The organism is Sphingobium sp. TCM1, assembly GCF_001650725.1.
Taxonomy (GTDB): domain Bacteria; phylum Pseudomonadota; class Alphaproteobacteria; order Sphingomonadales; family Sphingomonadaceae; genus Sphingobium.
Genome location: NZ_LXVX01000001.1, coordinates 119,023 through 141,542, shown reverse-complemented (window position 1 = coordinate 141,542; position 22,520 = coordinate 119,023). Strand labels below are relative to the sequence as shown.

General features: G+C 64.9%; 23 protein-coding genes. 12 read left to right on the top strand and 11 right to left on the bottom strand.

The window, feature by feature from the left end; translation table 11 throughout:
* Window positions 1-4: 4 nt before the first annotated feature.
* The 5 genes from A7Q26_RS00625 (at window position 5) to A7Q26_RS00605 (ending at window position 4,785) form a co-directional block, all read left to right on the top strand.
* Window positions 5-766, top strand: coding sequence for an SDR family NAD(P)-dependent oxidoreductase (locus tag A7Q26_RS00625; RefSeq protein ID WP_066855023.1), 762 nt, complete (start codon window positions 5-7; stop codon window positions 764-766).
* Between the two features lie 130 nt (window positions 767-896).
* Window positions 897-1,679 (top strand): hypothetical protein, encoded by a 783-nt coding sequence (locus A7Q26_RS00620; RefSeq protein WP_066855020.1) that lies wholly within the window; start codon window positions 897-899, stop codon window positions 1,677-1,679.
* A gap of 87 nt (window positions 1,680-1,766) precedes the next feature.
* Window positions 1,767-2,519, top strand: coding sequence for an SDR family oxidoreductase (locus A7Q26_RS00615; RefSeq protein WP_232313619.1), 753 nt, complete (start codon window positions 1,767-1,769; stop codon window positions 2,517-2,519).
* 29 nt (window positions 2,520-2,548) lie between these two features.
* On the top strand, window positions 2,549-4,015 hold the full coding sequence (locus A7Q26_RS00610) for an aldehyde dehydrogenase family protein (RefSeq protein WP_066855018.1): 1,467 nt from the start codon (window positions 2,549-2,551) through the stop codon (window positions 4,013-4,015).
* A 20-nt stretch (window positions 4,016-4,035) separates the two neighbouring features.
* On the top strand, window positions 4,036-4,785 hold the full coding sequence (locus A7Q26_RS00605) for a TetR/AcrR family transcriptional regulator (protein WP_066855015.1): 750 nt from the start codon (window positions 4,036-4,038) through the stop codon (window positions 4,783-4,785).
* Between the two features lie 4 nt (window positions 4,786-4,789).
* Here the strand turns inward: A7Q26_RS00605 and A7Q26_RS00600 are convergent, their stop codons facing one another.
* Genes A7Q26_RS00600 through A7Q26_RS00585 form a run of 4 tightly spaced genes read right to left on the bottom strand, consistent with a single transcriptional unit; the run spans window position 4,790 to window position 8,903 of the window.
* Window positions 4,790-5,590, bottom strand: a complete 801-nt coding sequence (locus A7Q26_RS00600) for an enoyl-CoA hydratase/isomerase family protein (protein WP_066855012.1) — start codon at window positions 5,588-5,590, stop codon at window positions 4,790-4,792.
* Window positions 5,591-5,600: 10 nt separating this feature from the next.
* Complete coding sequence (locus tag A7Q26_RS00595) at window positions 5,601-7,808, bottom strand: acyl-CoA dehydrogenase family protein (RefSeq protein WP_066855009.1); 2,208 nt, start codon at window positions 7,806-7,808, stop codon at window positions 5,601-5,603.
* A gap of 16 nt (window positions 7,809-7,824) precedes the next feature.
* The gene (locus A7Q26_RS00590) at window positions 7,825-8,652 is read right to left on the bottom strand and encodes a coniferyl-alcohol dehydrogenase (RefSeq protein WP_066855005.1); all 828 of its coding nucleotides are present in this window, start codon (window positions 8,650-8,652) and stop codon (window positions 7,825-7,827) included.
* Window positions 8,653-8,672: 20 nt separating this feature from the next.
* Window positions 8,673-8,903, bottom strand: coding sequence for a ferredoxin (locus A7Q26_RS00585; RefSeq protein WP_066855002.1), 231 nt, complete (start codon window positions 8,901-8,903; stop codon window positions 8,673-8,675).
* Between the two features lie 215 nt (window positions 8,904-9,118).
* On the opposite strand from A7Q26_RS00585, the gene A7Q26_RS00580 reads away from it, so the two are divergent.
* Genes A7Q26_RS00580 through A7Q26_RS00565 form a run of 4 tightly spaced genes read left to right on the top strand, consistent with a single transcriptional unit; the run spans window position 9,119 to window position 12,679 of the window.
* Entirely contained in the window at window positions 9,119-10,372 is a 1,254-nt protein-coding gene (locus A7Q26_RS00580) for a cytochrome P450 (protein WP_066854999.1), read from the top strand.
* A 1-nt stretch (window position 10,373) separates the two neighbouring features.
* Window positions 10,374-10,778 carry a Zn-ribbon domain-containing OB-fold protein gene (locus A7Q26_RS00575; protein ID WP_066854996.1) on the top strand — a complete coding sequence of 135 codons (405 nt, stop codon included), beginning with the start codon at window positions 10,374-10,376 and terminating at the stop codon, window positions 10,776-10,778.
* Window positions 10,779-10,781: 3 nt separating this feature from the next.
* The gene (locus A7Q26_RS00570; protein WP_066854993.1) at window positions 10,782-11,942 is read left to right on the top strand and encodes a thiolase family protein; all 1,161 of its coding nucleotides are present in this window, start codon (window positions 10,782-10,784) and stop codon (window positions 11,940-11,942) included.
* Between the two features lie 2 nt (window positions 11,943-11,944).
* Window positions 11,945-12,679, top strand: coding sequence for a DUF2889 domain-containing protein (locus A7Q26_RS00565; RefSeq protein ID WP_066854990.1), 735 nt, complete (start codon window positions 11,945-11,947; stop codon window positions 12,677-12,679).
* Window positions 12,680-12,720: 41 nt separating this feature from the next.
* Here the strand turns inward: A7Q26_RS00565 and A7Q26_RS00560 are convergent, their stop codons facing one another.
* Both A7Q26_RS00560 and A7Q26_RS00555 read right to left on the bottom strand, forming a co-directional pair.
* Entirely contained in the window at window positions 12,721-13,989 is a 1,269-nt protein-coding gene (locus tag A7Q26_RS00560; protein WP_066854987.1) for an amidohydrolase family protein, read from the bottom strand.
* A complete protein-coding gene (locus A7Q26_RS00555; RefSeq protein ID WP_066854984.1) occupies window positions 13,982-14,806 on the bottom strand; it encodes a helix-turn-helix domain-containing protein in 825 nt (274 codons plus the stop codon). The genes A7Q26_RS00560 and A7Q26_RS00555 overlap by 8 nt, the downstream gene beginning before the upstream one ends.
* Window positions 14,807-15,083: 277 nt before the next feature.
* On the opposite strand from A7Q26_RS00555, the gene A7Q26_RS00550 reads away from it, so the two are divergent.
* Entirely contained in the window at window positions 15,084-16,028 is a 945-nt protein-coding gene (locus tag A7Q26_RS00550; RefSeq protein ID WP_066854982.1) for an enoyl-CoA hydratase/isomerase family protein, read from the top strand.
* Here the strand turns inward: A7Q26_RS00550 and A7Q26_RS00545 are convergent.
* Genes A7Q26_RS00545 through A7Q26_RS00525 form a run of 5 tightly spaced genes read right to left on the bottom strand, consistent with a single transcriptional unit; the run spans window position 15,960 to window position 21,016 of the window.
* Window positions 15,960-17,381 carry an amidohydrolase family protein gene (locus A7Q26_RS00545; RefSeq protein ID WP_066854978.1) on the bottom strand — a complete coding sequence of 474 codons (1,422 nt, stop codon included), beginning with the start codon at window positions 17,379-17,381 and terminating at the stop codon, window positions 15,960-15,962. The two genes, A7Q26_RS00550 and A7Q26_RS00545, sit on opposite strands and share 69 nt — an antisense overlap.
* The gene (locus A7Q26_RS00540) at window positions 17,375-17,896 is read right to left on the bottom strand and encodes a hypothetical protein (protein WP_232313618.1); all 522 of its coding nucleotides are present in this window, start codon (window positions 17,894-17,896) and stop codon (window positions 17,375-17,377) included. The genes A7Q26_RS00545 and A7Q26_RS00540 overlap by 7 nt, the downstream gene beginning before the upstream one ends.
* 55 nt (window positions 17,897-17,951) lie before the next feature.
* The gene (locus tag A7Q26_RS00535) at window positions 17,952-19,448 is read right to left on the bottom strand and encodes a class I adenylate-forming enzyme family protein (protein ID WP_066854972.1); all 1,497 of its coding nucleotides are present in this window, start codon (window positions 19,446-19,448) and stop codon (window positions 17,952-17,954) included.
* A gap of 10 nt (window positions 19,449-19,458) precedes the next feature.
* Entirely contained in the window at window positions 19,459-19,749 is a 291-nt protein-coding gene (locus A7Q26_RS00530; protein ID WP_066854965.1) for a hypothetical protein, read from the bottom strand.
* Window positions 19,750-19,786: 37 nt separating this feature from the next.
* A complete protein-coding gene (locus A7Q26_RS00525; protein ID WP_066854962.1) occupies window positions 19,787-21,016 on the bottom strand; it encodes a CaiB/BaiF CoA transferase family protein in 1,230 nt (409 codons plus the stop codon).
* 217 nt (window positions 21,017-21,233) lie between these two features.
* Between A7Q26_RS00525 and A7Q26_RS00520 the strand changes: the two genes are divergently transcribed.
* Together A7Q26_RS00520 and A7Q26_RS00515 are read left to right on the top strand one after the other, a co-directional pair.
* Window positions 21,234-22,025 (top strand): SDR family oxidoreductase, encoded by a 792-nt coding sequence (locus A7Q26_RS00520; RefSeq protein WP_066854960.1) that lies wholly within the window; start codon window positions 21,234-21,236, stop codon window positions 22,023-22,025.
* A 170-nt stretch (window positions 22,026-22,195) separates the two neighbouring features.
* Complete coding sequence (locus A7Q26_RS00515) at window positions 22,196-22,498, top strand: hypothetical protein (protein WP_066854957.1); 303 nt, start codon at window positions 22,196-22,198, stop codon at window positions 22,496-22,498.
* The last annotated feature ends 22 nt before the right edge of the window (window positions 22,499-22,520 follow it).

The following is a 22,520-nucleotide window of genomic DNA, read 5'->3' as shown; positions in this document are numbered from 1 at the left end:
CGCAATGGCGCATCGGTTCGCGGGCAGGACAGTGCTGGTCACGGGATCGGCGGGCGGCCTGGGCCGCGCCCATGCCCTGGCCTTCGCAGGCGAAGGCGCCCACCTCATCCTGGCCGACATCAACGAGGATGGGCTGGCGGAAAGCCGCACCCTGATCGAACAGACGGGGGGCAGCGCCGAAATGCACCGCATCGACATGGCGGTGGAGGCCGACATTCATGCCTGCGCCGACGCGGTTCTGGCCGGGCATCACCGGCTGGACGTGCTGATCAACAATGCCGGACTTCACTCCGGCGAGATCGCGCGTGGCTTCTTCGGTCTGGGGCAGGCGAAATGGCAGCACTATTTCGCCATCAACACGATCGGGCCGATGCTGCTGGCGGAAGCGCTCCGCCCGGCGCTGGCAAGGGCCAAGGGCGTCATCATCAACAAGTCGTCGATGGCGAGCTACAATCCCGCGACTGCCTATGGCGTCACGAAGGCGGCGCTCAACATCTTCACCCATGCCATGGCGCAGCAGTTCGGCGCCGACGAGATACGCTGCGTCGGCATCGCGCCGGGCCTGATGGCGACCGAGGCCGCGCAGCAGGGTGTCGACGCCGCCAATTGGGAAAGGTTGAAGGCAATGCAGTCGGTCCGTCGCCAGGGAACGGCGGAAGACATCGCCCAGCTAGCCCTGTTCCTGGCTTCGGACGAAGGCAGTTTCATCAACAACCAGGTCATCCTGTGCGACGGCAACAACCAGATGCGCGGCTTCCGCTTCTGACATTACGCGGTGCTTGCCGGCGAAGGCAGGGTTCGCCTTGGCGATCATTGCCGCTTCGCCGCGCAAGCCGCTGGCACGGCACGGCCGTCCGTGCTGCATTGCTGAGCGCAGCGCTGACGGGATTGCGGACATGAGCCTTTATACGACCATCCATCTCCATAATGTCCCGTCCGGGCGCGAGGGCGCTTATGCCCGCTGGTTCGACGGCAAGCATCAGGATGATCTGGCCCGGCTGCGCGGCTTGCGTTCGGCAGACCGCTATGCCGTGACGCCCGAACAGATCATGCCGGACATTCCCCAGCCCTGGGCCTTCCTCAGTGTCTATGAATTCGACTACCCGGCGCCCGAGATCGATCTGCCCGCGCTGGGCCCGCTGCTGGCCGAAGCGCGCGACGCCGGTCTGATCGACGACAGCGGCGATACGGAACGCATCCATAGCTACGCCATGTATGGGGACTGGGCCTTCAGCCCCAACCATCGCGCCGATCAGCCCTTTTCCGGAGTCAGCATCATCCTGGCCAATTTCGTCGCCGGGCGGGAGGCGGAATATCATCACTGGTATGACACGGTGCACGCGCCCGAAGTTACCCGCGTGCCGGGCAAGGTGGCGATGAAGCGCGGCCGGCTGTCGTCGGTGCAGATCCAACCGCGCCACTACTGCCCCGGCAGCGACCTCGTCTTCTGCGCCCAGCAGACCGACGACCTGTTGTTCACGGTCAAGGATTTCAGCGCGCGCGCGCGCGGCGTCAGTCCCAGCGGCGTTGCCTTCGCGCCGCGCTCGGCCGCCGGCTCTTTCGCGCGCACCGTCCATTATTTCAGCAAGGTCAGCGGCGCCCGCTTCTGGCCCGGCGGCATCGCCTATGATGGCGATCTGTCGGTCTATCCGGCGGACTTCGCCCGGCCTGCCGGTTAAGGCAGCCAACTATCGCGCGCACGATGGCCTGATCCCTTGCCGGACGCCGGCCAGTGGGGGCAGGTAGGGAGAAAGAGCGGGAAGAGGATGGAAGGCTTTATGGGCAAGACGATCGTCGTTACGGGCGCAGGCGACGGCCTCGGCCGGGCGCTGGCGCGCCGCTTCGCCGCGGACGGGGATACGGTGGTCCTGCTGGGCCGCACCGCTGCCAAGGTGGAGGCCGTGGCGGCGGAGCTGGGCGCGCCGCATGTGGCGCTGGTCTGCGACGTCGCCGATCCTGCGTCCATCCGCGCGGCTTTCGCCAGGCTTGCGGAACTGCATCCTAGGATCGACGTCCTCATCAACAACGCGGCCATCTACGAACCCTTCACGCTGGCCGATGTCCGTGACGATCAGGTCGTCGCATCGCTGATGACCAACGTCGCTGGCCCCATCCTCTGCGCGCGCGAGGCGCTGCCGCTGTTGCGGGGTGGCGGTCATATCATCAACGTCAGCAGCGAATCCGTGGCCATCAAGATGGCGATGCTGTGGCTCTACGCCGGGGGCAAGGCTGCGCTGGAACTGATGTCGGACCTGTGGGCGCGCGAACTCGCCGCCGACGGCGTCCGCGTGACGGTGGTGCAGGCCGGCCAGATGATGGACGAGACCAAGACCGGCACGAACTGGCCGATGGAGGTCGCCGTCCGCTTCATGCAGGACAATGCGAAGATCGGCCTCAACCCGCGCGACCGTCCCATCAGCCATTATCATTCTGTCACCGACGCCTTTCGGGCCGTCATCGACATGCCGGCCGACCTGCATATCCGCCATGTCGCATTGACCGCCGACCGTCGCGGCTGACCATCCCCATTCATAGGAAGACCAAGACCATGACCATTCTCCCCGACGCCAAACTCTATATCGACGGCGTGTTGCGCGAAGCCGAGGAAGGCCGCACGTTCGACGTGATCGGACCTTGGACCGGGGATGTGGTCGGGCGGGCGGCCGATGCGTCGGCGGCCGATGTCGAGGCGGCGATCGCGGCCGCGCGCCGGGCGTTCGACACCACCGACTGGTCGACCAATGTCGAACTGCGCGTGGCCCTCGTCACGAAATTGCGAGCGCTTTTCGAAGCGAACAAGGATCGCCTGTCCGACCTTGCCCGCCATGAAGCCGGCGCGGCCATCGGGGCGGTCGGCCGCGCCCATGTCGACATGGCGCTCGACGGCTGGGACGATTATCTGCGCCTCTTTCCCCAAATCGTCTGGGAAAAGGATTATGGACCGCGCACCGGCTACGGCTTCGAGACGCAGCGCCGCGCCTATTATGAACCGGTGGGGGTCGTCGGGGCGATCACGCCCTGGAACGTGCCGCTCTATGTCAATGTGGGGAAGGTCGTTGCGGCTCTGCTGGCAGGTTGCACCGTCATTCTGAAGCCTGCGCCCAACACGCCGGGCATGGGCGCGATCTTCGGCGAACTGGCGGCGGAAGCGGGCTTCCCCGCCGGCGTGCTCAACGTCGTCTTCGGCGCGGACCCGGCGCTGGCCGGCGAAATGCTGGTCACGGACCCGCGCGTGGACCTCATTTCCTTCACCGGGTCTACTGGCGTTGGCAAGCGCATCATGGAACAGGGCGCTGCCACCCTGAAGCGCGTCTTCCTCGAACTGGGCGGCAAGTCGGCGAAGATCATCCTCGACGATGCACCCAATTTCGCCATGGACGTCGCCCAGTCGATGCTCGTCTTCCACGCAGGCCAGGGCTGTGCCGTCCATTCGCGCCTGCTGGTGCCGCGCAGCCGCCATGAGGAGGCCAAGGCCGTCCTCAAACATGCCTACGGCAGTTTCGGCGATAATTGGGGCGAGTTCGACAATCCGCAGCATATCATGGGTCCGGTCGTGTCGAAGCGGCAGATGGATCGCGTCCTGTCCTATGTCGAACTGGGGCAACAGGAGGGGGCGACGCTGCTGGCCGGAGGCAAGGCGCGCCCGGACAAGGGCGGCGGCTATTTTGTCGAGCCGACCTGCTTCGCTGACGTCACCAATGACATGCGTATCGCGCAGGAAGAGATTTTCGGACCGGTCCTTGTCGTCATCCCCTATGACGATGACGAGGACGCCATCCGTATCGCCAATGAAAGCAGCTACGGGCTGTCGGGCGGGGTGGCGTCGGGCGACCTTGACCGTGCGATCGGTGTCGCCCGGCGGATACGGACGGGGTCGGTGAGCGTTAATGGCGGCATGTGCATCGCCGGAGACTTGCCTTTTGGCGGCTGCAAGGCCAGTGGCATGGGTCGCGAATGGGGCCTTGAGGGCATCGAGGAGTTTCTCGATACCAAGCTCGTGGCCTGGCGCGCATGACGGGATAGCGGGGTCGGATTTTGAGCGCGAACGTGGACAAGACGGTGGGCGACCAGGCTGTCAGGCCATCAACCATTCGCGCGCGCGCGGCAGCGCCCTCCACCACGCTCAGCCACAATCTCAACGGCCAGCGCCTGGGTCGCAAGGGGCGGGACACGCGTGAGCGTATCCTCGCCGCCACCAATGAATTGTTGGCGGGGCCGCCGGATGTCGAGGTTTCGTTGAGCGCCGTGGCGCGCCAGGCATCGTTGGGGATGACCTCGCTCTACAATTATTTCAACGATCTCACCGAACTGCTGATGGCGGTGCTGGAACCGGTGATGGCGACGGCGGAGGATGAGTATATTTCCTTGCTGCGCGATCGCTGGGATGACGCAGTCCTGGGAGAAAGGGCGCTGGCCTTTGTCACCGCTTATCACGGCTTCTGGATCAAGCATTCGCGGCTTCTCCACCTGCGTAACCAGATGGCCGACGCGCAGAATGAGCGCATGGTATTGCATCGCGTCCATGCGGCGCAGCCAGTCATGCGCTTGTTGGTCGAGCAGATGGACGGCGATCTGGGCCAGCAGCAATCCCCACCATTCAGTATGGCCACGGCATTGATGACGGGGCTGGAACGCGTCGTCACCGTGACGACTGACACCGCGTTGCAGCATATACTGCATACACCCAATCCGCTGGGACGAACGCATCTGTTGCGCGCGGAGGCGCGGCTGCTCGAACTGGGTATTCGCGACTATCGCGCCCTTGCGGTAGAGGGACGCGTTTGACCGATCAGTCCTTCTGCCCGCCAACGCCCTTCAGGTAGCGCTCCATGCCCTCCAGATAGGCAGGGTTCAGCATCAGGGCGCTGTTCGCCATCCGCTCGACATGGCGGCCCATGGAGGGGCCGACCTCGTTAGCAAGTTCGATGGCGATCTTGGCCGCGCCCATCTGTTCCGGATTTTGCCGGGTAAGGTGGAGGCAGAAGGCGAGCGCGGCCTCGTCAAATCCCTCGTCCGGCAGCACGTCATGGACCAGGCCCATGATCAATGCCCGATCGGCATCGGCCTTCTGATTGCCCATGATCAACCAGCGTGCCCAATGCGGACCGCAGATGCGCGTCAGGCGGCTGACCCCATTGGAGGCCGGCAGCACCCCGAAAAGCCCCTCGGGGAAGGAGAAAGCCGCGCTCCTGGCCGCCAGGCGGAAATCGCACGACAGAGCCATTTCCAGCCCGCCACCGACGCAGGTCGCGTGAATGGCGCAGACGATGGGCTTTTCGACATGCTCCATCTCGTCATAGATGCGCTGCATCCCGTTCAGATTCAGCCGATGATTTTCGCGGATGCCGCTCGGCGTGCGCGGATAGGCCGGAGCATCGCCGCTCTTGAGGTCCGCGCCGGCCGAAAAATAGCGACCATTCGCGCGGATCAGCATCACCCGCAATGCCGCGGTATCGCGAAAGCGGAGCAGGGCGGCTTCGAACAGCGCCATGGTCTCGGCGGATAGGGCGTTGAGCTTGTCCGGCCGATTGAGCGTGACGATCAGGATGCCGTCCTGTTCCTGCGTCAGCAGATGCGGCTTATCACTCATGGCGTCATCCTCAGGCACGGGTGCGCGGCAGGCCCAATGCCCGCTCGGCGATCATGCTGCGATGGACCTCGCTTGTCCCGCCATAAATGGTCGATCCCTGGGCGTGGCGGTAATATTGGTTGATCTCGGCGGCCGCGCCCTTGCGCTTCGACAGGGATAGCGGCGCCGTCAGATCCAGCAGGTCGCGCGCGTCGCTCTGGAATTTTTCGGAACTGAACATCTTGGCCATCGGGCCATAGGCATGGTTGGGCTTCTTTTCCGCTATCGCCCATTGTGCCCGGTAGGTGATGAGTTCCGATGCCCACAGATTGGCAGCGGTCCGCGCCAGGCGAACCTGCGCGCCGCCATTCTCGATCAGCGTCCGGCCATCGCACCGAATCTCTCGGCACAGGCTTTCGGCTGCCTGCAACATCGCGCGCTGATATTTGGCGAATCCCCCGCCATGCTCCAGCTCCAGACTGGCGCTCATGGTGCGGACGCCGCCGTCGATCTCGCCCAGCCGCCAGCTGTCGGGAATGGAGACGCCGTCATAGAAGGTGATGTTGGTCCGCTCGTCCTGGAAGGTATGGACCGGCTGGATCGTCACCCCGTCGGCCTTCAGTGGTACGATGAACATGGTCAGCCCCTTGTGCTTGGCCACGTCCGGGTTGGTCCGGCACAGCATCAGCACATAGGTGGCCAGGTTGGCGCCGCTGGTGAACATCTTGGTGCCGTCGATCCGCCAGCTGCCGTCGGCCTGCTGCGTGGCGCGACATTGGGCGGCGAACACGTCGGAACCGGAACCGGGTTCGGAATAGCCGAGCGAGCAGATCACCTCCCCGCGCATGATCTCCGGCAGCACCGCCGCCTTGAGTTCTTCCGTGCCGAAGCGGTGGATGATGAGTGCCACCATCTGCGTCACATTGGCGGCGGGGTTATTGTAGCCCTGCGTTTCGAACGCATCCATCGCCGCGGTCTTTTCGTAGGCCGACAAGCCTCTGCCGCCGACATCGGCCGGCAGGCCCAGATAGAGGAGATTCTGCGCGGCGAGCTTGCGGTTCAGTTCGGGATTATAGCCCTCCCAGCTGTAATGGAAGGTCTCGCGCATCTCCGGCGTCACGTTCGCGGCAAAGAAATCGTTGATTTCCTGCGTGATGGCTCGCGCGTCCTCGCCTAGGTCGAAGTCGATCGGCATGGCACCTGCATCAGGCAGGGCGGGCCTTTCGGCGCCATAGAAGCGCCGGCCCGCTTCCTCGATCAGCCGCTGCGGGTCGCCCAGCAGCAGCGGCCAGGCCTTGGCGCGCAGGTTGAACAGGAAGATGTCATATTCGGTGGTGAGGCCGTAGCCGCCAAATGTGTGCAGCGCCTGCGCCACCGCCCGTGCGGCGGCGTCGGCATTCCACCAGGCGGCGATCGATATCGCCGCGCCCGCCTGTGGTGCGGCGTCGACCAGATCCCGTATCGCTTTCCAGACCAGGAACTTGCCGCCATCGACATCGCACAGCAGGTCCGCCAGCGGATGGGAAATGGCCTGAAACTGGCCGATATACTGGTCGAACTGCTTGCGTTCGCAGGCATAGGCGGCGGCGAGCTTGAGCGCTTGTCGCCCGATCCCCGCCAGCCCGGCGGCAATCAACAGCTTCCATTCCTCCACGCCCTGCGCGAAGGTTGACAGTGCGGCCTCCCCAGTCGCCAATATGGCATGGGGCAGGGCGCCAAGATCGATTTCGGCCATGGGTGTCGATGCCAAGTTGTCCTCGGAGCGCCGTGCGGCTTCAGGCACATCGACCAGGATCACATCCCCGCCGCGCCGCGCGATCACGGACTGCGCCACCTGTCCGCCGCCGATCCATTGCACCGGCTGGTCGGCCACGTCATGAAAGGCGAGGCTGACAATGGCCCTGCCGGTCATGACCTGCCCCAGCAACTCGGCGGTGTCGCCGCCCAGCTGCGCCAGCAGCCGGGCGGCGACCAATGCTTCCGCCAACGGCCCCGACGCCAGGGTCCGGCCAGCTTCCTCCATCAGCAGCGTGGCGTCGAACAGGCCCAGGCCCAGTCCGCCGGCTTCCTCCGGCACCCGGATCGACAGGGCGCCCAGATCGGCGAGCCCCTGCCACAAGGCCGGATCAAAGCCCGAAGGCGCCGCCTCGCGCACCCGGATCATGCTGCTCTGTTCGTCGAGGAAGCGCGCGAACATGTCGCGCATCATTTCCTGGTCGTCGGTCAGGTCGAAATTCATGTTGGCAGGCTCCGGCTTATTGCGCGGGTGCGGCGCGCCGCATCATGATGCTGAGGTCGACCTGCCCGGTCGCCACGCCGCCCATGAAGCCGCCGTCGACCGGGAAAACCACGCCGTTGACGATGCTGGCCAGGTCGCTGTTGATGAGGACCAGGCCCGCAGCCTGCTCCTCCGGCGTCGAATAGCGTCCCATCGGCTCGGCCGCAGCGGCGACGACATCCTTGCCAGAGGTCGCCTCGAACGCGGCCATCATCGGCGTCTGGGTGGGAGAGGGCAGGGTGCAGTTGATGCGGATGCCCTGCTTGATGAGGTGGGCGCCCATATATTGGGTCCAGACGATCACATTCTCCTTGGAGAAGCTGTAGCCTTCCTTGACGATGTCCATATTTGCCTCGCACCAGGCGATGGCGGCATCGAAGCCCTTGGTGGTGACGAATTCCATGTTGGTGGGGATGCGGCGGCTCCAGCCAAGCCCGCCGGTTGAAGCGATGCTGGCGATCGCACCGCCAGGGCCCATCAACGGCAACACCTGTTCGGTCAGATGCCGCAGGCCGATGAAGTTCACCTTCATCACATCCATCGGCGGGAAGGATTGCGGCAGGCCCGCGCAATTGAAGAGCGCGTCCACCTTTCCACCGATGCCGGCAACGGCGCGCTCGATCGAGCCTGCGTCGCGCAGGTCGACATTGTGGAAGGATGCGAGCGGCAGGCTGCTGTCCTTGAAATCCAGGCCATGCACCTCAGCGCCCAGGTCGAGCAGCAACCTGGCCGTCGCCTCTCCCATGCCGGAGAAGCACCCGCTTACGATCACCCGCTTGCCCCTGTAGCCCAATAAGTCGCTCATCATGCTCTCCGATAAGATGGTCAGGCCTTGGCCGCCGGGGGCCAGCTGATGCTGTCGTCATCCTCGATCACGAAGATGATCCGCTCGGGACAGGCGCGCGCGCCGTTTTTCGCGATCTTTTCCATGCCCTCGGGAACCTCGAAACCGTCGGTCGCGATGTAGCCGTCCTCGTCGAGCGGATAGAGGGTGTCTGACACGGCGGCACAGCGGGCATTGCCCACGCACGCCGCTCTTTCGATGCGGATTTTCATGACGCCTCTCCAGCGATGCTTGTCTTCCTTAGAAAGGAGATTGGGACGGCGATCAACTCGTCCTAACGCTCAATCGCCGCCACGATACGCGCGGGATCGGGTGATTGTGGCGATCGTCCCTGCGGTATTGCGACGAGGCTGTGCCAACCCATTTGCCTTTGTCCGCCATGCGGGCGACACCGGCCAAAACAGGAAGCAGGATAGCCGGAGACATCATGGTTCACGCAGCCCTCAGCCCGATAGCAGCCAAGCCGGCCCATGTGCCCGATGCGCTGGTCTATGACTTTGACGTCCATGCCGATCCGGGCCTGCTGGCCGATCCGCACCAGCGGATATTGGATCTGCTGCGCACCGCGCCGCCCGTCTTCTGGACGCCGCGCAACGGCGGCGGCTGGCTGGCGATCAGCCATGCCGCCAATTATGAAGCCTCGCGCGATACGGAAACCTTCTCCAGTGAATTCGTGCCGGCTGCGCAGATGAAGGCGATGCTGGCGGCGCTGCCGCCCGGCGCGCCCCACATCCCCCAGCCGGTCCCGATCACGCTCGATCCGCCCGAGCACACCAAATATCGCCAGCCGCTGCAAAAGGTCTTCTCGCCCAAGACGATCGCGAACCTGAGGGCCAGCATCAGCGCGCTCGCGGCCGAACTGATCGAGACGATCAAGCCGGCGGGGCGCTGCGAATTCATGTCCGCCGTGGCCGAGCCGCTGCCGGTCCAGGTGTTCCTCAAGATGCTGGGCCTGCCGCTCGACCGGCTGCCCGAATATCGCGCCATCGTGAAGGAGCATATGGAGGCGATCGACACCGATCGCGAAGGGTCGATGCGTCGCCTGCAAAAGATTGCCGCAGCGATGCGCGATGTGATGCTCGACCGCCGCGACAATCCGCGCGACGACATTCTCTCGATGCTATGGAAGCTCGAGATTGACGGCCAGCCCACCACGCTGGCCGACATGGAGAATTATGGCGTGCTATTGTTCATCGCCGGTCTCGATACGGTCATGAACGGCATGGGCCTTGCCATGCGCGGTCTGGCCCTCGACCTCGACCTGCAACGCAAGCTGCGCGCCGAACCCAAGCTGATCGCCGAGGCGGCGGAGGAAATGCTGCGCCGCTATACTTTCACCGTGCCGATGCGGATCGTGAAGAAGGAGGCCGAACTGGCTGGCGCGAAGCTGATGCCGGGCGACTTCGTCAAGCTGTTCCTGCCGGCTGCGGATCTCGACGCGAAGGAATTTCCGCAGCCGGAGGTCTATGACCTCGATCGCGAGAATAATGTCCATATCGCCTTCGGGGTCGGCCCGCATCGTTGCCTGGGCTCGCACCTCGCCCGCGTCGAACTGCAAGTCCTCTACGAGGAAATGCTCGCCCGCCTGCCCGAATTCCGGCTCGATCCCGACCATCCGCCGGTGTTCCATGGCGGTCATGTGATCGGCCTGGAAAGCCTGCACCTGGTCTGGGCCGACTGACATGGCCTGGCAGCGTTCGCGGCCCCGGCTCGACCGGGACAATCGCGCCTTCTGGACCGGCGGCGCGGACGGGCGGCTCAATATCACCCGCTGCGGTGATTGTGGGGGCTTCACCCATCCCCCGCGCGAAATCTGTCGCCATTGCCAGTCGGAAAATGTCGGCCCCCATGCGGTGACGGGGAAGGGCGTGGTCGACAGCTATACGGTCAATCATCAGTCGTGGGCGAAGGACATGGAAGTGCCCTTCGTGATCGCGCGCGTGAAGCTGGACGATGCGCCGGGCGTCTATCTGACGACCAACATCGTCCATTGCCCGGTCGATGCGGTCGATATCGACGATCGGGTCCAGGTGCTGTTCGAGGAACAGGACGGCATCTGGTATCCCCTGTTCGAAAAGGTCGGCTGAACCATGGCGCACGAAGCCCATATCAGCGGCATCGGCATGTCCGAGGTCGGTGTCCGCCTGACACGGTCCCCGCTGGGCCTGACCCTCGACGCCGTGCGCGAAGCCATCGCCGACGCGGGCCTCACTCTCGACCAGATCGACGGCGTCGCCACCTATCCCGGCAAGATGCAGAGCTTTCTCGGCTTCTCGCCGGTCAGTGCAGATGATCTCATCGAGGTGCTGGGGCTGAAGACCCGCTGGCATGTCGGCGCGGCGGAAGCGACTGCTCAATTGGGGGCGGTGGCGGAAGCCGCTGCTGCGGTGAAGGCGGGCCTGGCGCGCCATGTGCTCTGCTTCCGCACCGTCTATGAGGCCGCCGCCCTCGCCCGGCCGGAGGAGTTTCCGCCGCTCGAACGGCGCAAGGACGTGTCGGGCAGTTCGCAATGGGTGTCGCCCTTCGGCGCCTTTTCCGCCGCCAACTGGACCGCGCAATTCGCGATGCGGCACATGAAGCGTTATGGTCTGACCCGCGAGCAGCTCGCGCAGGTGGCGTTGAACGATCATGCCAATGCCGCGCGCAATCCGCGCGCCCTCGTTCGCGAACCGTTGACGATGGACAAATATATGGGCGCGCGGATGATCAGCACGCCCTTCTGCCTCTATGATTGCGACCGTTTCACCGACGCCTCGACGGTCATCATCGTTTCGGCAGGCGACGCCCTGGACGAGGTGAAGGCAACGCCGATCCGGATCGCTGCCAGCGCCGGTTCGGTCGAACGCTATAGCTGGGATCAGGCCGAATGGGCCGGAGCCTATCCGACCGGCCGAGATCTCTGGGCGACTACAGACTATCGCGTCAAGGATGTCGATACCGTCCAGCTGTACGACGGCTTCGCCTTCCAGCCGATCACCTGGCTGGAAGGCCTGGGCTTCTGTGAGATCGGCGAGGGCGGCCAGTTCCTGGAAGGTGGCAAGCGAATCGCGCTCGACGGCGACCTGCCGATGAATACCGGCGGCGGCCAGCTCGGCTGGGGTCGCCTGCATGGCTTCGGCTTCGCTTATGAGGCGGTTGTGCAGTTGCGGGGAGAGGGTGGAGCGCGGCAGATCGCCGGCGATCCCAGGGTCGCGATCGCGACCTCGGGCGGTGGCCCGATGGCGGCGGCGCTGCTGCTGGCGAAGGATTGACGATGGACAGCGCCGCGCTCGACAGGCTGTCGGGCTTTCGCCGCCGCTTCCTGGTGACGCCGTCGGCCGGGCAGGTCATCGCCGCTGTCGAGGACGACTATCACAGCATGGCCGTCATCCTGCATCATGACGGCGTGGTCGTGACAGAGGTGGATTCGATCCTGGACCGCCTTCCCTGGACCACCTGTCCCGGCGCGTCCGCGATATTGCAAGGCACCTTCACGGGCGTGCCGCTTGCGGACGTTGCGGGCCGCGGCGAGAAGAAGGCCAACTGCACCCATTTGCACGATCTCATGGTGCTGGCCGCCGCCCACGCCACTGACCAGGCCCCGACCCGTTATGAGATTGTCGCCTGCGATCCGGTCGATGGCCTCAGCGTCGCGGAGATCCGGCGTGACGGCACCCCCGTGCTGCAATTCGCGCATCGCGGCCATGTAATGGAGAGGCCGGACGCGATCGCCGGGGAATCCCTGCTCAAGCTGCGCGAGTGGATCGAGGGACTGGAAGGACGCGAGAGGGAAGCTGCAAGGCTGCTCCAGTGGGGGGCGATCCTCGGCAATGGCCGGCTCATTCCGATGGAGCGGCAATCCACCGCGACCCGCGTGCCGCCCAATTGCTATACTTTTCAGCCGGAAAATGCGGTGCGCGCGCGGCGTGTCGGGAAGATCATCGACTTCAGCGGGGGTGCCCTCGTACCGCTCGATCATTTCGACGGAACCCGCTATCGCCAGCGCTGAAAAAGGGCGCTCCCGTTCGTCGGGAGCGCCCAGGCCTTCGGTCAGAAGGGCAGATTATAGAGGCCGGTGGCGTTGGTCTGAAGCACCTTCTTCTTCACCTCGAAATCATAGCCGCCCAGCACGTCGATGATATGCGACTGGACGCCCGGATAGAGCGAGGTCGGGTGCGGGAAGTCAGTCTCGAACATGACCTTGTCGACCCCGATCGTCTCCAGCAGCAGTTTGGGGGCGATCTTTTCGAACCAGAATGTGACCCAGAAATGGTCACGGAAATATTCTTTCGGCCGCTTGTTGAGCAGACCCTTCTTGCTCGGCAGCATTTCGTCGAACTGGTGCTCCAGCGCCTCGATGGCGAACGGAACCCAGCCCGCGCCGCTCTCGATCAGGCCGATCTTGAGCTTGGGATGTCGGTCCAGACGACCCGACACCATCCAGTTGCCCAGCGTGGCGGCGTTGCCGATCGAGAACATGGTGGCGACCACCGACAGGGTCTGTTCGAAGCCGAAGCCTTCCCAGGTCAAGGTATTGGGATCGATCGCCGCATTGAGATGGAAGTTGAGCGGCATCCCCGTCGCTTCGCACATCTCCAGGAAGGGCGTCCAATACTCATGCATGAAGCTGGGCACGCCGACCCGTTCGGGCGTGTCGGGTAGCACGAAACCCTTTAGTCCCATGTCTACGCACCGCCGCGCCTCGGTTTCCAGCGCCGTCTGGTCCCAGAAAGGCAGATGGGCCATGTTGAAGATGCGATCGCCCGATACCTGCTGATATTCGGCGGAGGCGTCATTATACATCTGGATGATGGCCAGCGCGAGGTCGGGGTCGCCGAGCGACATCAGCGATCCCGCCTGGGTCACGCCCGAATTCTGGAAGCCGATCTGGGCATGGACGCCCATATCGTCCATCGCCTGCAAGCGTTCCTTGATGAGATGGCCGCCCGGATGTGCCTGTGAAAGCTTGGGAAAAGCGAGACGTCCGAGCAGTTTGTTATTGTCGGCGCGGATGACGTTGCCGCCCATAGAGCCGAAATTGCGGTCACCGACATACCAGCGTTCGACGCCGTCGGCGTCGAGCTTCACATAGGGTACCTTTGCTTTGTAGTTGGCCGGCGCGCGCGATGTGAACAGATCGGGCGCCTCGGTAATATGGGTGTCGGTGTCGACGATCTTGATGCCCGCCAGCGACGGATCCAGACCGCCCGATTGCGAGGCATAGTCGACCTCCCGGATCACGCCGCCTTCCGTATATCCTTCGGCCGACCAATATTTGCGCGCGGCCTGAGCCAGTTCCTGGTCCTTAACCTCAACCATGGCTGACCTCGAACTGCGGCTGGCGGGCATCGAACAGGGGCGAAACCGATGCGGGGGCCGGCTCTTCGACACAGCGACGCACCGCGTCCTTGAGGGTGGCGAGCAAACCCTCGGCGTCGATCTGGTCCGATGGTTCATAGACAAAGCCGATCGCCAGCGGCTGGCTTTCCGGCATGTTGGGCAGCAGCACCGCCGTTACGTCCGCGATCGAGCCGAAGCCGGCCCGGCCACTCACATGGGCTTCATCGCGGCAGCGCTGGACCTGCCCCACCATGTCGGCGGTGGCGAATTTGCGGTCGTCACTGGCTTCAGCGTTGAGGCGCCGGATCATGCCGCCGCGCCGCGGCTCGGTGACGGTCGACAGCATCAGCCAGCCGGCGGCGGAGTCGGACAGATAATCTTGCTGCCCGCCGCAGAAACCGGGGCCGGCGGTGCGGAAGCTGCGCTTGCCGCCGCGCCAGTGGACGACCTGCACCTTCAGCCCGACCATGCCGAAAACGGCGACGCCCAGGCCGGTCTGCGCCGAAAGCCGGTCGATCAGGCCGGTCAGCCCGCCATCGCGCACCAGACGCGGCTGCACTGCGGCGGCCAGCATCGCCGCGCGCGGCGTGGGCGAGTAGGAGCGCGAGCAGGGGTCCTTGTGCAGCAGGCCCAGGTCGACCAGGCTGGACAGCAATTCCGAGGTGCTTGACTGGGGCCGGTCGAAGCGACGGACAATGTCCATCACCGTGGCCTGCGGGTGATTTTCGTCGAAGAATTCAAGCACTTCGATAACGCGCTTGGCGATCTTCGCCTTGTTGGACTCGACTTGAGCCATGGTCCTCTCCTTCGGTTTATGAACATAGTTGTTCACTAACGCGGAGAGTCTGTCAATTAAAAATGAGATACTCTCGTTTATATCGAAATTACCCTTTGATCCTAATCTGTTACCGCTGCTCCCTCGCCCGCGGCTACCCCTCTTCTGGACAATGCGTTCGTTCCACAGTCCGCCGCCGAATCGAGACCGGATGCATGGCTTCGTCCCAGGAGACCGCCTCGGCGATCAATGATGACTGTCCTTTGGCATTGCCTCCGCTTGCCTCTACATTTCCCCGATGGCCGACCGGTTCGCCCGCATCGATCCGCAGACGCTCGTCACTCCGTTTCAGGACCATGGCGCGGCGCTGGCTCTTGTCGATCTCCAAGATTTGGCGCCGGACGCAGTGCGGCATCCGCCGCCCTGCCCGCTGATCGGCCTCGGCGATCGTGATCATCCCGCTGCCGCTTGCTGCGACCTGCTGGTCGAGCCGCCGGTGTCGCTGGATATGCTTGTCACCGCCATCGAGGCCCAGCCGAAAGCCGCCGCGGTGCTGGTGCAACTGCTCCGCCTGACTGACGGGATGGACATGGGAGCCGCGCTGGTCGCCGAATCCATGGCCTATGGCCTGCTTCAGGGGAGTGCCGGCCATGCGCGCTGGCTCGCGGAACGCGAGCCGCAGGGCCAATATCGGCCGGGCACCGTCCACGTCCTGCGCGACGGCGATCGGCTCGACATCTGCCTCGATCGTCCCGAGGCCGACAATGCGATTGATCGCGCGATGCGGGATGCGTTGCGGGATGCGTTCGATCTCGCGGCGCTGGACCGGGACATCGCCTCCATCCGTCTGCGCTCGACGGGGCGCAGCTTCTCGCTGGGCGCGGACCTTGCCGAATTCGGCACGACGCGTGACCCGGCCACAGCGCACGCCATCCGCATGGCGACCTTGCCCGCGCACGCCATGGCAGGCTGCGCTGACCGGCTCGACGTGCATGTGCAGGGCGGATGCGTCGGTTCCGGGCTGGAAATGGCAGCCTTTGCCGGCCATTTGACCGCCAGCCGCCTCGCCTGGTTCCAGCTACCCGAGCTTGCCATGGGCATCTTGCCGGGGGCGGGGGGCTGCGTTTCGGTGGCGCGCAGGATCGGACGGCAGCGCGCGGCCCTGATGATGCTGTCAGGCAGGCGCATCAGTGCGCGGACGGCGCTGGACTGGGGACTGGTCGACGCAATCATGGACGGTTGATCCGGCGATCAGGGTCATGCGGACATCGGCCGCGTCCAGCCGCGTGCGCGCCTGCGCCCAGCCCCGGTCGAGCAGGCAGAGGTCGGCCGGCGCGCCTTCCCTGATCCGGCGAATATGGCCCAGTTCCAGGGGATCGGCGAGGAACAGGTCGCGCGCTTCCTCGGGCGTCAGTGCCTCATCATGGCCGATAGTGATCCCGGTTGCGGTCCGGCGCGATACGGCCGCGCGCATGGACGCCCAGGGATCGGGGCGGCCATAGGGGGCATCGCTGCCCGCCGCGAGCGTCACGCCCGCCCGCCGGAAGGCGGCGAGCCGATACAGGAGCGCGCGTTCACGCGGTTCGACGTCGGCCAGATACTGGTCGCCGCGCTCGGCGATGAAATGCGGCTGGCTGACGACGTGGAGGCGCATTTCCGCCATCTGCGCCAGCAGCGGATCGGGGGTTATGCCTGCATGTTCGATCCGGTCGCCCGGCCGGACGCCGGCCTCCTTCAGCGCAGCAAGCGCGAACACCAGTTCGACCTCGGTCGTGCAATGGATCGCGGCGACACGGTCGCGCTCATGCGCGTCGCTCACGAACGCCACGCAGTCGTCGAAATCCGGCAACTGATGCTCGTGCAGATGCAGCTTGGCGGCGCCGATCGTCACGGAAGCGTGCCGCGGCGCGTCAGACAGCGCCAGCGTTCCGGCCAGCAGTATCCGTTGCGGCAACCGTCCGGTATCCCGCTCCGCCGCGAAATGCCCCGCCATGCGGTCGTCATTGGCCGGTGACATGTCGGTGATGCCAGTTACGCCCAGGGACGCCAGCTCCTTGCCGATCGATCCCATGTCCGGTGGCACGCCGCCCAGCGCCGACCGCAGCCAGGCGTCGGCGTCGAACAGCCGTCCCGTCCAGCGCCCGTCCTCGCGCTCCATTCCCGTCGGGGGTACTGCGCCGGACAGCAGCCGATCGAGCGCCGCGCTGTTGAGGAACCACATGCGCCCGGAACGATGCTGTATCCGCACGGGACGATCGCCGGTCCAGCGATCCAGTTGCCGCGCATCCAGCATACCGGCGACACTTTCATGATAGCCGATCCCGCGCAGCCAGCCACTCCCCGGCTGCGCCAGCACCGCCGCAAGTCGCGCTTCATCCGTCACATCGGGCGGCCCGCAGGCCAGCGATGCGCGCGCGACGGCAAGCGCCGCGCAATGGATATGATGATCATGCAACCCCGGCAGCAGCGCGCCGCCGCCAGCGTCGATCATCCTTTCGCCCTCAACGGGTTCAAGCACGCCCAGGGCCGCCACCCGCCCGCCCTCGATGCGGACATCGGCCAGGCGACCATCAATCTCGGCCGCGCGGATCAGCATGAGGCAAGCCAGGCCTGATTGTCCTGCCCCAACGCGGCCACACGCCCAGACGGGCGCGGCCCGGCGTTCGGGAAAGGCGTTCCGTGCCTCAGACTCCAATATCGAAGGTCGGCCATCAGCGCCTTCTCGTCTCGCCGCCTTTCGCTGTCCAGTGCCTGCGCCACGATCGCGCTCATCGACAGGATCATGCGGGCCGCGCGTCCGTCCCGCAACCGCGCGAGCAGGCGTCCCTGCGCGACAAGCGCCTCGCTATGGCGCTTAGCGAAGGCGGCCGCGATCTGCCGGTCATCGTCGCCATCGATTCCGCTGTCCCCGAACAGCGCAGGCAGCATCGCGCGGTCGTCTGCCCGGGCGAGCGTCAGCGCCACGGTCCCGTCGAGCGTGTCGTGCAGCCTGCATCCGCCGCCCGCTGAACGCCGGCCCGGCACCAGAAAGCCGTTGAGCGTCGCCCGTTCGCCCATCAGCTGCGCGGCCGACGGGAGGGAAAAGGCGTCGCCGCCCAATTTCTCGATCATGCGCAATTCCGCCTCGGCCCAACGCATGAGGGGGAGAGTTGGCGCGGCGACCATGTCAGTCGAGAAAGAGCTTCTTGATCTCCCGTCGCAGCAGCTTGCCCATCTCATTATAAGGCAGTGCGTCGGCGAACAGCACCCGCTCGGGCACTCGTGAGGACCGCAGGCGCGCCCGCACCATCTCCTTCAGCTCATCGTCCGATGGAGCGGCCTGGCCGACGCGGGGAACGACGATCAGCCCGACGGCTTCACCCCATTCATGCGACGGGATCGCAACGGCAGCGGCCTCGGCGATGGCGGGATGGGCGGCCACGACGTCCTCGATCTCGCCCGGCGAGATATTCTCGCCGCCGCGCACGATCACGTCGTCGGCCCGACCCGACAGAAACAGATAGCCCTCGGCATCCAGATAACCGGCGTCGCGGGTCGGAAACCAGCCTTGAGCATCGAGAGCGCTGCGTTCCCGATATTCGCCCGAAACCTGGTCGCCCCGGACGTAGATCTCGCCCGCTTCGCCCGCAGGCAGGGCGCGCCCGTCCTCGTCGCGGATTTCGATCTCCACCGTTGGCAGTGGACGGCCGACGGATCCCAGCCTCGCCCGCACTGCGGGATCATCCGTTTCATGGGCGGCGCGATGTTCTTCCGGGCCGAGCAGCGCGATCGTCGAACTGGTTTCGGTCAGCCCATAGGCGTTGGTGAATCCCGTTTGCGGGAACAGATCCAATGCCTGACGGATCAATTCGGTCGGCATCTTGCCGCCGCCATAGGCGATGGCGCGCAGGCTGGACAGATCGGGCCGATGCCCCTTGTCCATCGTGTCGATGATCCGCGCCAGCATGGTCGGCACGACGAAGGCGTTGCTGGCCCGTTCTGTCGCGGCCAGATCAAGCCAGGCCTTGGGTTCGAAGGCCGGCAGCAACAGGATGCGCCGCATAGCATAGATGGAGCTGAGCAGCGCGGCGATGCCGGCGATATGATAGGGCGGCACGCTGACCAGCGCGGCATCGTTCTCCGGCGCTGCGCCGAACTCCACAGTGCCCAATATATAGGATACAAGATTGGCGTGGCGCAGGATCGCTGCCTTGGGCGCCGCCGTGGTGCCGCTGGTGAACAGCTGGATCGCGACACCCTCGCCATCGTCACCATCGCCGGCCGCCGCGTCGGCATGTGCCAGCGCCTCCGCGACGAAGCTGGCGCGGTCGAACAGCCGGTTTTCCAGCGATGGACACAGCCGCCGGACCCGGTCCGCGTCGCCCACGATCAGGGCCGGGCTGATCCGGCCGATCAGTGCGGCAAGGTCGGCATCGGCGAGCCGGTAGTTGAGCGGCACATAGGCGACGCCGGCCAGCGCGGCGCCGAACATCGCCATGGCTGCCGCCTCGCTGCTTTCATCGAGCAGCGCGACATGGGTGCAGCCGGTTTCCCGCAGCAGCGCCGCAGCGCCGCGCGCACCTGCCAGCAGTTGCGCATAGGTCCAGCGCTGGCCGTCACAGACCAGTCCGATCCGATCGGGCGCAGCCTCGGCGGCCATTTCAAGGAATAGTGCGATGTTCATGGGATGTGGATCAGTCCGAAGCGGGCAGGGGCTTGGCGTCCTTGGTGCTCAGCGCCACCCCGTCCACCGATAGCGATCCCTTGCCAGGCTTGACGCACAGCAGTTCGAAGGTGCCGGCCGCATCGACATAGCGTTTTCCCATCAGCGTCCCGGTCGAAAAATCCGCGCTTGGGCTTCCCTGCGCTTCCGCCTTGGCCTCGCCCATGGGCGCGCCGCCGCATTCGATCATGCCGTCGCCGCTGCGGATCACCATGACTTCGGTGTCGCACACCGCGCTTTTCAGTTTCGTTCCGGGTTTCATGACTATCTGCCCTCCTGACCGTGGAATATCGCCTGTTTCAGGCGATTGCGCCACTGGCCTTCCATTGTTCGATCCGGTCCCATTCGACGCCCATCTCCATGAGTACCAGCTCGGTATGCTCGGAAGCCTGTGGCGCGCGCGTGGTTTCGAGCGGCTGGCCGTCAAACTGTACCGGACCTCGCACCAGCCGCAGCGGCTTGCCGCTGCCATCGGCGCCTTCGACCTCCACGATCATGTCGTTGGCCACCGCCTGCTCGTCGGTCAGCAGGTCCGCGAAGCTCTGGATCGGCGCCCATTGGCCCTTCATCGTCTTCAGATGCTCGCGCCAGTAGGCGAAGGGCTTCCGCGCGAACGCCTTGACCAATATGTCGCTGGCCGCGCCGGCATTTTCGATCAGGGCGTGGACATCCTTGAAGCGGGGGTCGTCGCCGGCCTCCGGCGCGCCGACATGCTCGAACGTGTCGCGGATCAGGCCCGTGGGGCTGACCATGCACAGGTTGATCGTGCCGCCATCGGCGGTATGGAAATTGCCCATGAAGGGATTGCGCAGCGATCCTCCGGATGCGGGCATTCCGTTCCGTGTCACGACGCCATTTTCCATGATCTGCGAAATCTGCGCGCCCGATGCCCACCAGGCGGCGCTCAGCAGCGACACGTCCAGTTCCACCGCCTCGCCGGTCCTTTCGCGATGATAGAGCGCGCCGGAAATGCCGCCGGCGATGAACATGCCGCCGATCGAATCGCCGAATGCGGGAATGCCCTGGGTCAGCGGACCCGGCAGATCTTCCGGCGTCATCGCATAGGCAATGCCGCTGCGCGACCAGAAGCATGTGCCGTCGAATCCGCCCACCTCGCGTTCTGGCCCCTTGTTGCCCAGCGCGCTGCCGCGGGCATAGATGATGTCGGGGTTGACCGCGCGAATATGCTCCACGTCGAACCGGTTCTTTTGTCGTACCTGGGGCAGATAGTTGGTCAGGAACACGTCCGCCGTCCGGGCCAGTTCGTACAGCACTTCCTGACCTTCCGCGGTCGACAGGTCGATGCCGACGCTGCGCTTGCCCCGGTTGGGATGTTCGAACAGCGTGTGGCGCAGCGGGTCGAGCGTGACGCCGCCCATGTTCAGGAAGCCGCGCTGCGTGTCGCCGCGCACCGGATGCTCCACCTTGATGACATCCGCGCCCCAGTCCGCCAGGATCGCGCCGGCCGCCGGAACATAGGTAAATTGCGCCACTTCCAGGACGCGCATACCCTTCATCACCTGGGTCATCTACCCAATCCCCTCGCTCGCCGCGGAAAGCGGCCTTGTCTGCTGAAAGGGTAGAAGCTGCGGCCGCCGCCGCAAGACCCGACAGCCTGTCGGATGCGGGCTATCGCTAGCGCGATGGGCCAGCGTCGCTCAACGCCGCCGCGATATACGGGCCGGGGGATTGAGAAGCGCCGATGTCGGGCCGATAGCAGGGGTGCGGACGACCCGGAGGATTGCCATGCTTATCGACTCTTCGCTTGCGGCCATCGTGACGGGCGGAGCGTCCGGCCTTGGCCTCGCCACGGTGAAGGCGTTGCGCGCGCTTGGCGCGAAAGTCGCGATCTTCGACATCAACGAGGACCAGGGCGAAGCAATCGCCGCCGAGGTCGGGGCGCTGTTCTGCAAGGTCGATATATTGTCGGAAGAAAGCGCTCTCGCCGGCTTCGACAAGGCGCGGGCCACCCAGGGCCAGGAACGGATCCTCGTCCATTGCGCCGTTATGTCCAAGGGCGGCAAGACCGTTGGCAAGGACAAGGAAAGCGGCCGCTTCAAGCGCCTTTCGACCGAGGATTACGCCTTGTCGGCGCAAGGCGTGCTGGTCGCCACTTACCGCATAGCCTCGATCGCTGCGCTTGGCATGGCCGCGCTCGATCCGCTGGACGACGGCGAACGCGGGACCATTATACTCACCTCCAGCGCGGCCGCGCAGGATGGGCAGGTGGGGCAGGTCGCCTATGGCTCGCTCAAGGCCGGCGTGAACGGCATGGTCCTGCCGATGGCGCGCGATCTGATGGACCTGGGCATCCGGGTCAATGCCGTGATGCCCGGTATTTTCGCGACGCCCCCGATGCTCCGCTTCAAGGACATGAATCCCGCCATGTATGAAAGCCTCAACAATAGCGTGCCCTTTCCCCGCCGGCTTGGAAAGCCGGAGGAATTTGCCAGCCTGGTCACCGAAATCGCCCGCAACAGCTATGTGAACGCCCAGACATTGCGCATCGACGGAGCGATCCGCTTTCCACCGCGCTGATCCTGGACCCATCCGATCTTTGTAGGGCGCTTCTTCGAGGCGCCCTTTTTTGTTCGCTGCCGCAGTCTCGCAGATGCGGAAAATAATACTAAGCTAGCTTGACAATTTTCCGCGATTAGCTAACCTAGCTTAGTGTTAAGTGAGTCGTTCTCATTTCTAAGAGGCCCGTCATGAACCATTTTGCCAAGCTCGCTCTCCTTGTCCCTGTCACCGTCGCGTTCGCGACGCCGGCTCTTGCCGATGATGCGGTGCAGCTTTCGTCCGCGTCGGTCAGCGCGGCCGATTACAAGGGAAAGATGCTCTATACCGCGGCGGGCGACCGTCTCGCCGCAGTCTATCGCGTCGGCCAGGATGGCGCTGCGCAGATCATCCTGAACGGCAAGATGGTCGTGGTTCCTGCCGCCAGCCTGACGGCGGCAGATGGCAAGCTGACGACCAACCTGTCCAAGCGCGACCTGCTGGTCGCCCGCTGATATTTTGGAGGCAGCAAGACAA

Bases quoted from the DNA above. Each gene is read 5' to 3' on its own strand.
- A7Q26_RS00520 (WP_066854960.1), top strand. From the start codon at position 21,234: ATGCTTATCGACTCTTCGCTTGCGGCCATCGTGACGGGCGGAGCGTCC.
- A7Q26_RS00570 (WP_066854993.1), top strand. From the start codon at position 10,782: ATGGCGCACGAAGCCCATATCAGCGGCATCGGCATGTCCGAGGTCGGT.
- A7Q26_RS00535 (WP_066854972.1), bottom strand. From the start codon at position 19,448: ATGAACATCGCACTATTCCTTGAAATGGCCGCCGAGGCTGCGCCCGAT.
- A7Q26_RS00575 (WP_066854996.1), top strand. From the start codon at position 10,374: ATGGCCTGGCAGCGTTCGCGGCCCCGGCTCGACCGGGACAATCGCGCC.
- A7Q26_RS00585 (WP_066855002.1), bottom strand. From the start codon at position 8,903: ATGAAAATCCGCATCGAAAGAGCGGCGTGCGTGGGCAATGCCCGCTGT.
- A7Q26_RS00555 (WP_066854984.1), bottom strand. From the start codon at position 14,806: ATGGCTCAAGTCGAGTCCAACAAGGCGAAGATCGCCAAGCGCGTTATC.
- A7Q26_RS00615 (WP_232313619.1), top strand. From the start codon at position 1,767: ATGGAAGGCTTTATGGGCAAGACGATCGTCGTTACGGGCGCAGGCGAC.
- A7Q26_RS00560 (WP_066854987.1), bottom strand. From the start codon at position 13,989: ATGGTTGAGGTTAAGGACCAGGAACTGGCTCAGGCCGCGCGCAAATAT.
- A7Q26_RS00600 (WP_066855012.1), bottom strand. From the start codon at position 5,590: ATGAGTGATAAGCCGCATCTGCTGACGCAGGAACAGGACGGCATCCTG.
- A7Q26_RS00540 (WP_232313618.1), bottom strand. From the start codon at position 17,896: ATGATCGAGAAATTGGGCGGCGACGCCTTTTCCCTCCCGTCGGCCGCG.
- A7Q26_RS00590 (WP_066855005.1), bottom strand. From the start codon at position 8,652: ATGAGCGACTTATTGGGCTACAGGGGCAAGCGGGTGATCGTAAGCGGG.
- A7Q26_RS00595 (WP_066855009.1), bottom strand. From the start codon at position 7,808: ATGAATTTCGACCTGACCGACGACCAGGAAATGATGCGCGACATGTTC.
- A7Q26_RS00515 (WP_066854957.1), top strand. From the start codon at position 22,196: ATGAACCATTTTGCCAAGCTCGCTCTCCTTGTCCCTGTCACCGTCGCG.
- A7Q26_RS00530 (WP_066854965.1), bottom strand. From the start codon at position 19,749: ATGAAACCCGGAACGAAACTGAAAAGCGCGGTGTGCGACACCGAAGTC.
- A7Q26_RS00580 (WP_066854999.1), top strand. From the start codon at position 9,119: ATGGTTCACGCAGCCCTCAGCCCGATAGCAGCCAAGCCGGCCCATGTG.
- A7Q26_RS00550 (WP_066854982.1), top strand. From the start codon at position 15,084: ATGGCCGACCGGTTCGCCCGCATCGATCCGCAGACGCTCGTCACTCCG.
- A7Q26_RS00525 (WP_066854962.1), bottom strand. From the start codon at position 21,016: ATGACCCAGGTGATGAAGGGTATGCGCGTCCTGGAAGTGGCGCAATTT.
- A7Q26_RS00625 (WP_066855023.1), top strand. From the start codon at position 5: ATGGCGCATCGGTTCGCGGGCAGGACAGTGCTGGTCACGGGATCGGCG.
- A7Q26_RS00545 (WP_066854978.1), bottom strand. From the start codon at position 17,381: ATGCTGATCCGCGCGGCCGAGATTGATGGTCGCCTGGCCGATGTCCGC.
- A7Q26_RS00565 (WP_066854990.1), top strand. From the start codon at position 11,945: ATGGACAGCGCCGCGCTCGACAGGCTGTCGGGCTTTCGCCGCCGCTTC.
- A7Q26_RS00610 (WP_066855018.1), top strand. From the start codon at position 2,549: ATGACCATTCTCCCCGACGCCAAACTCTATATCGACGGCGTGTTGCGC.
- A7Q26_RS00620 (WP_066855020.1), top strand. From the start codon at position 897: ATGAGCCTTTATACGACCATCCATCTCCATAATGTCCCGTCCGGGCGC.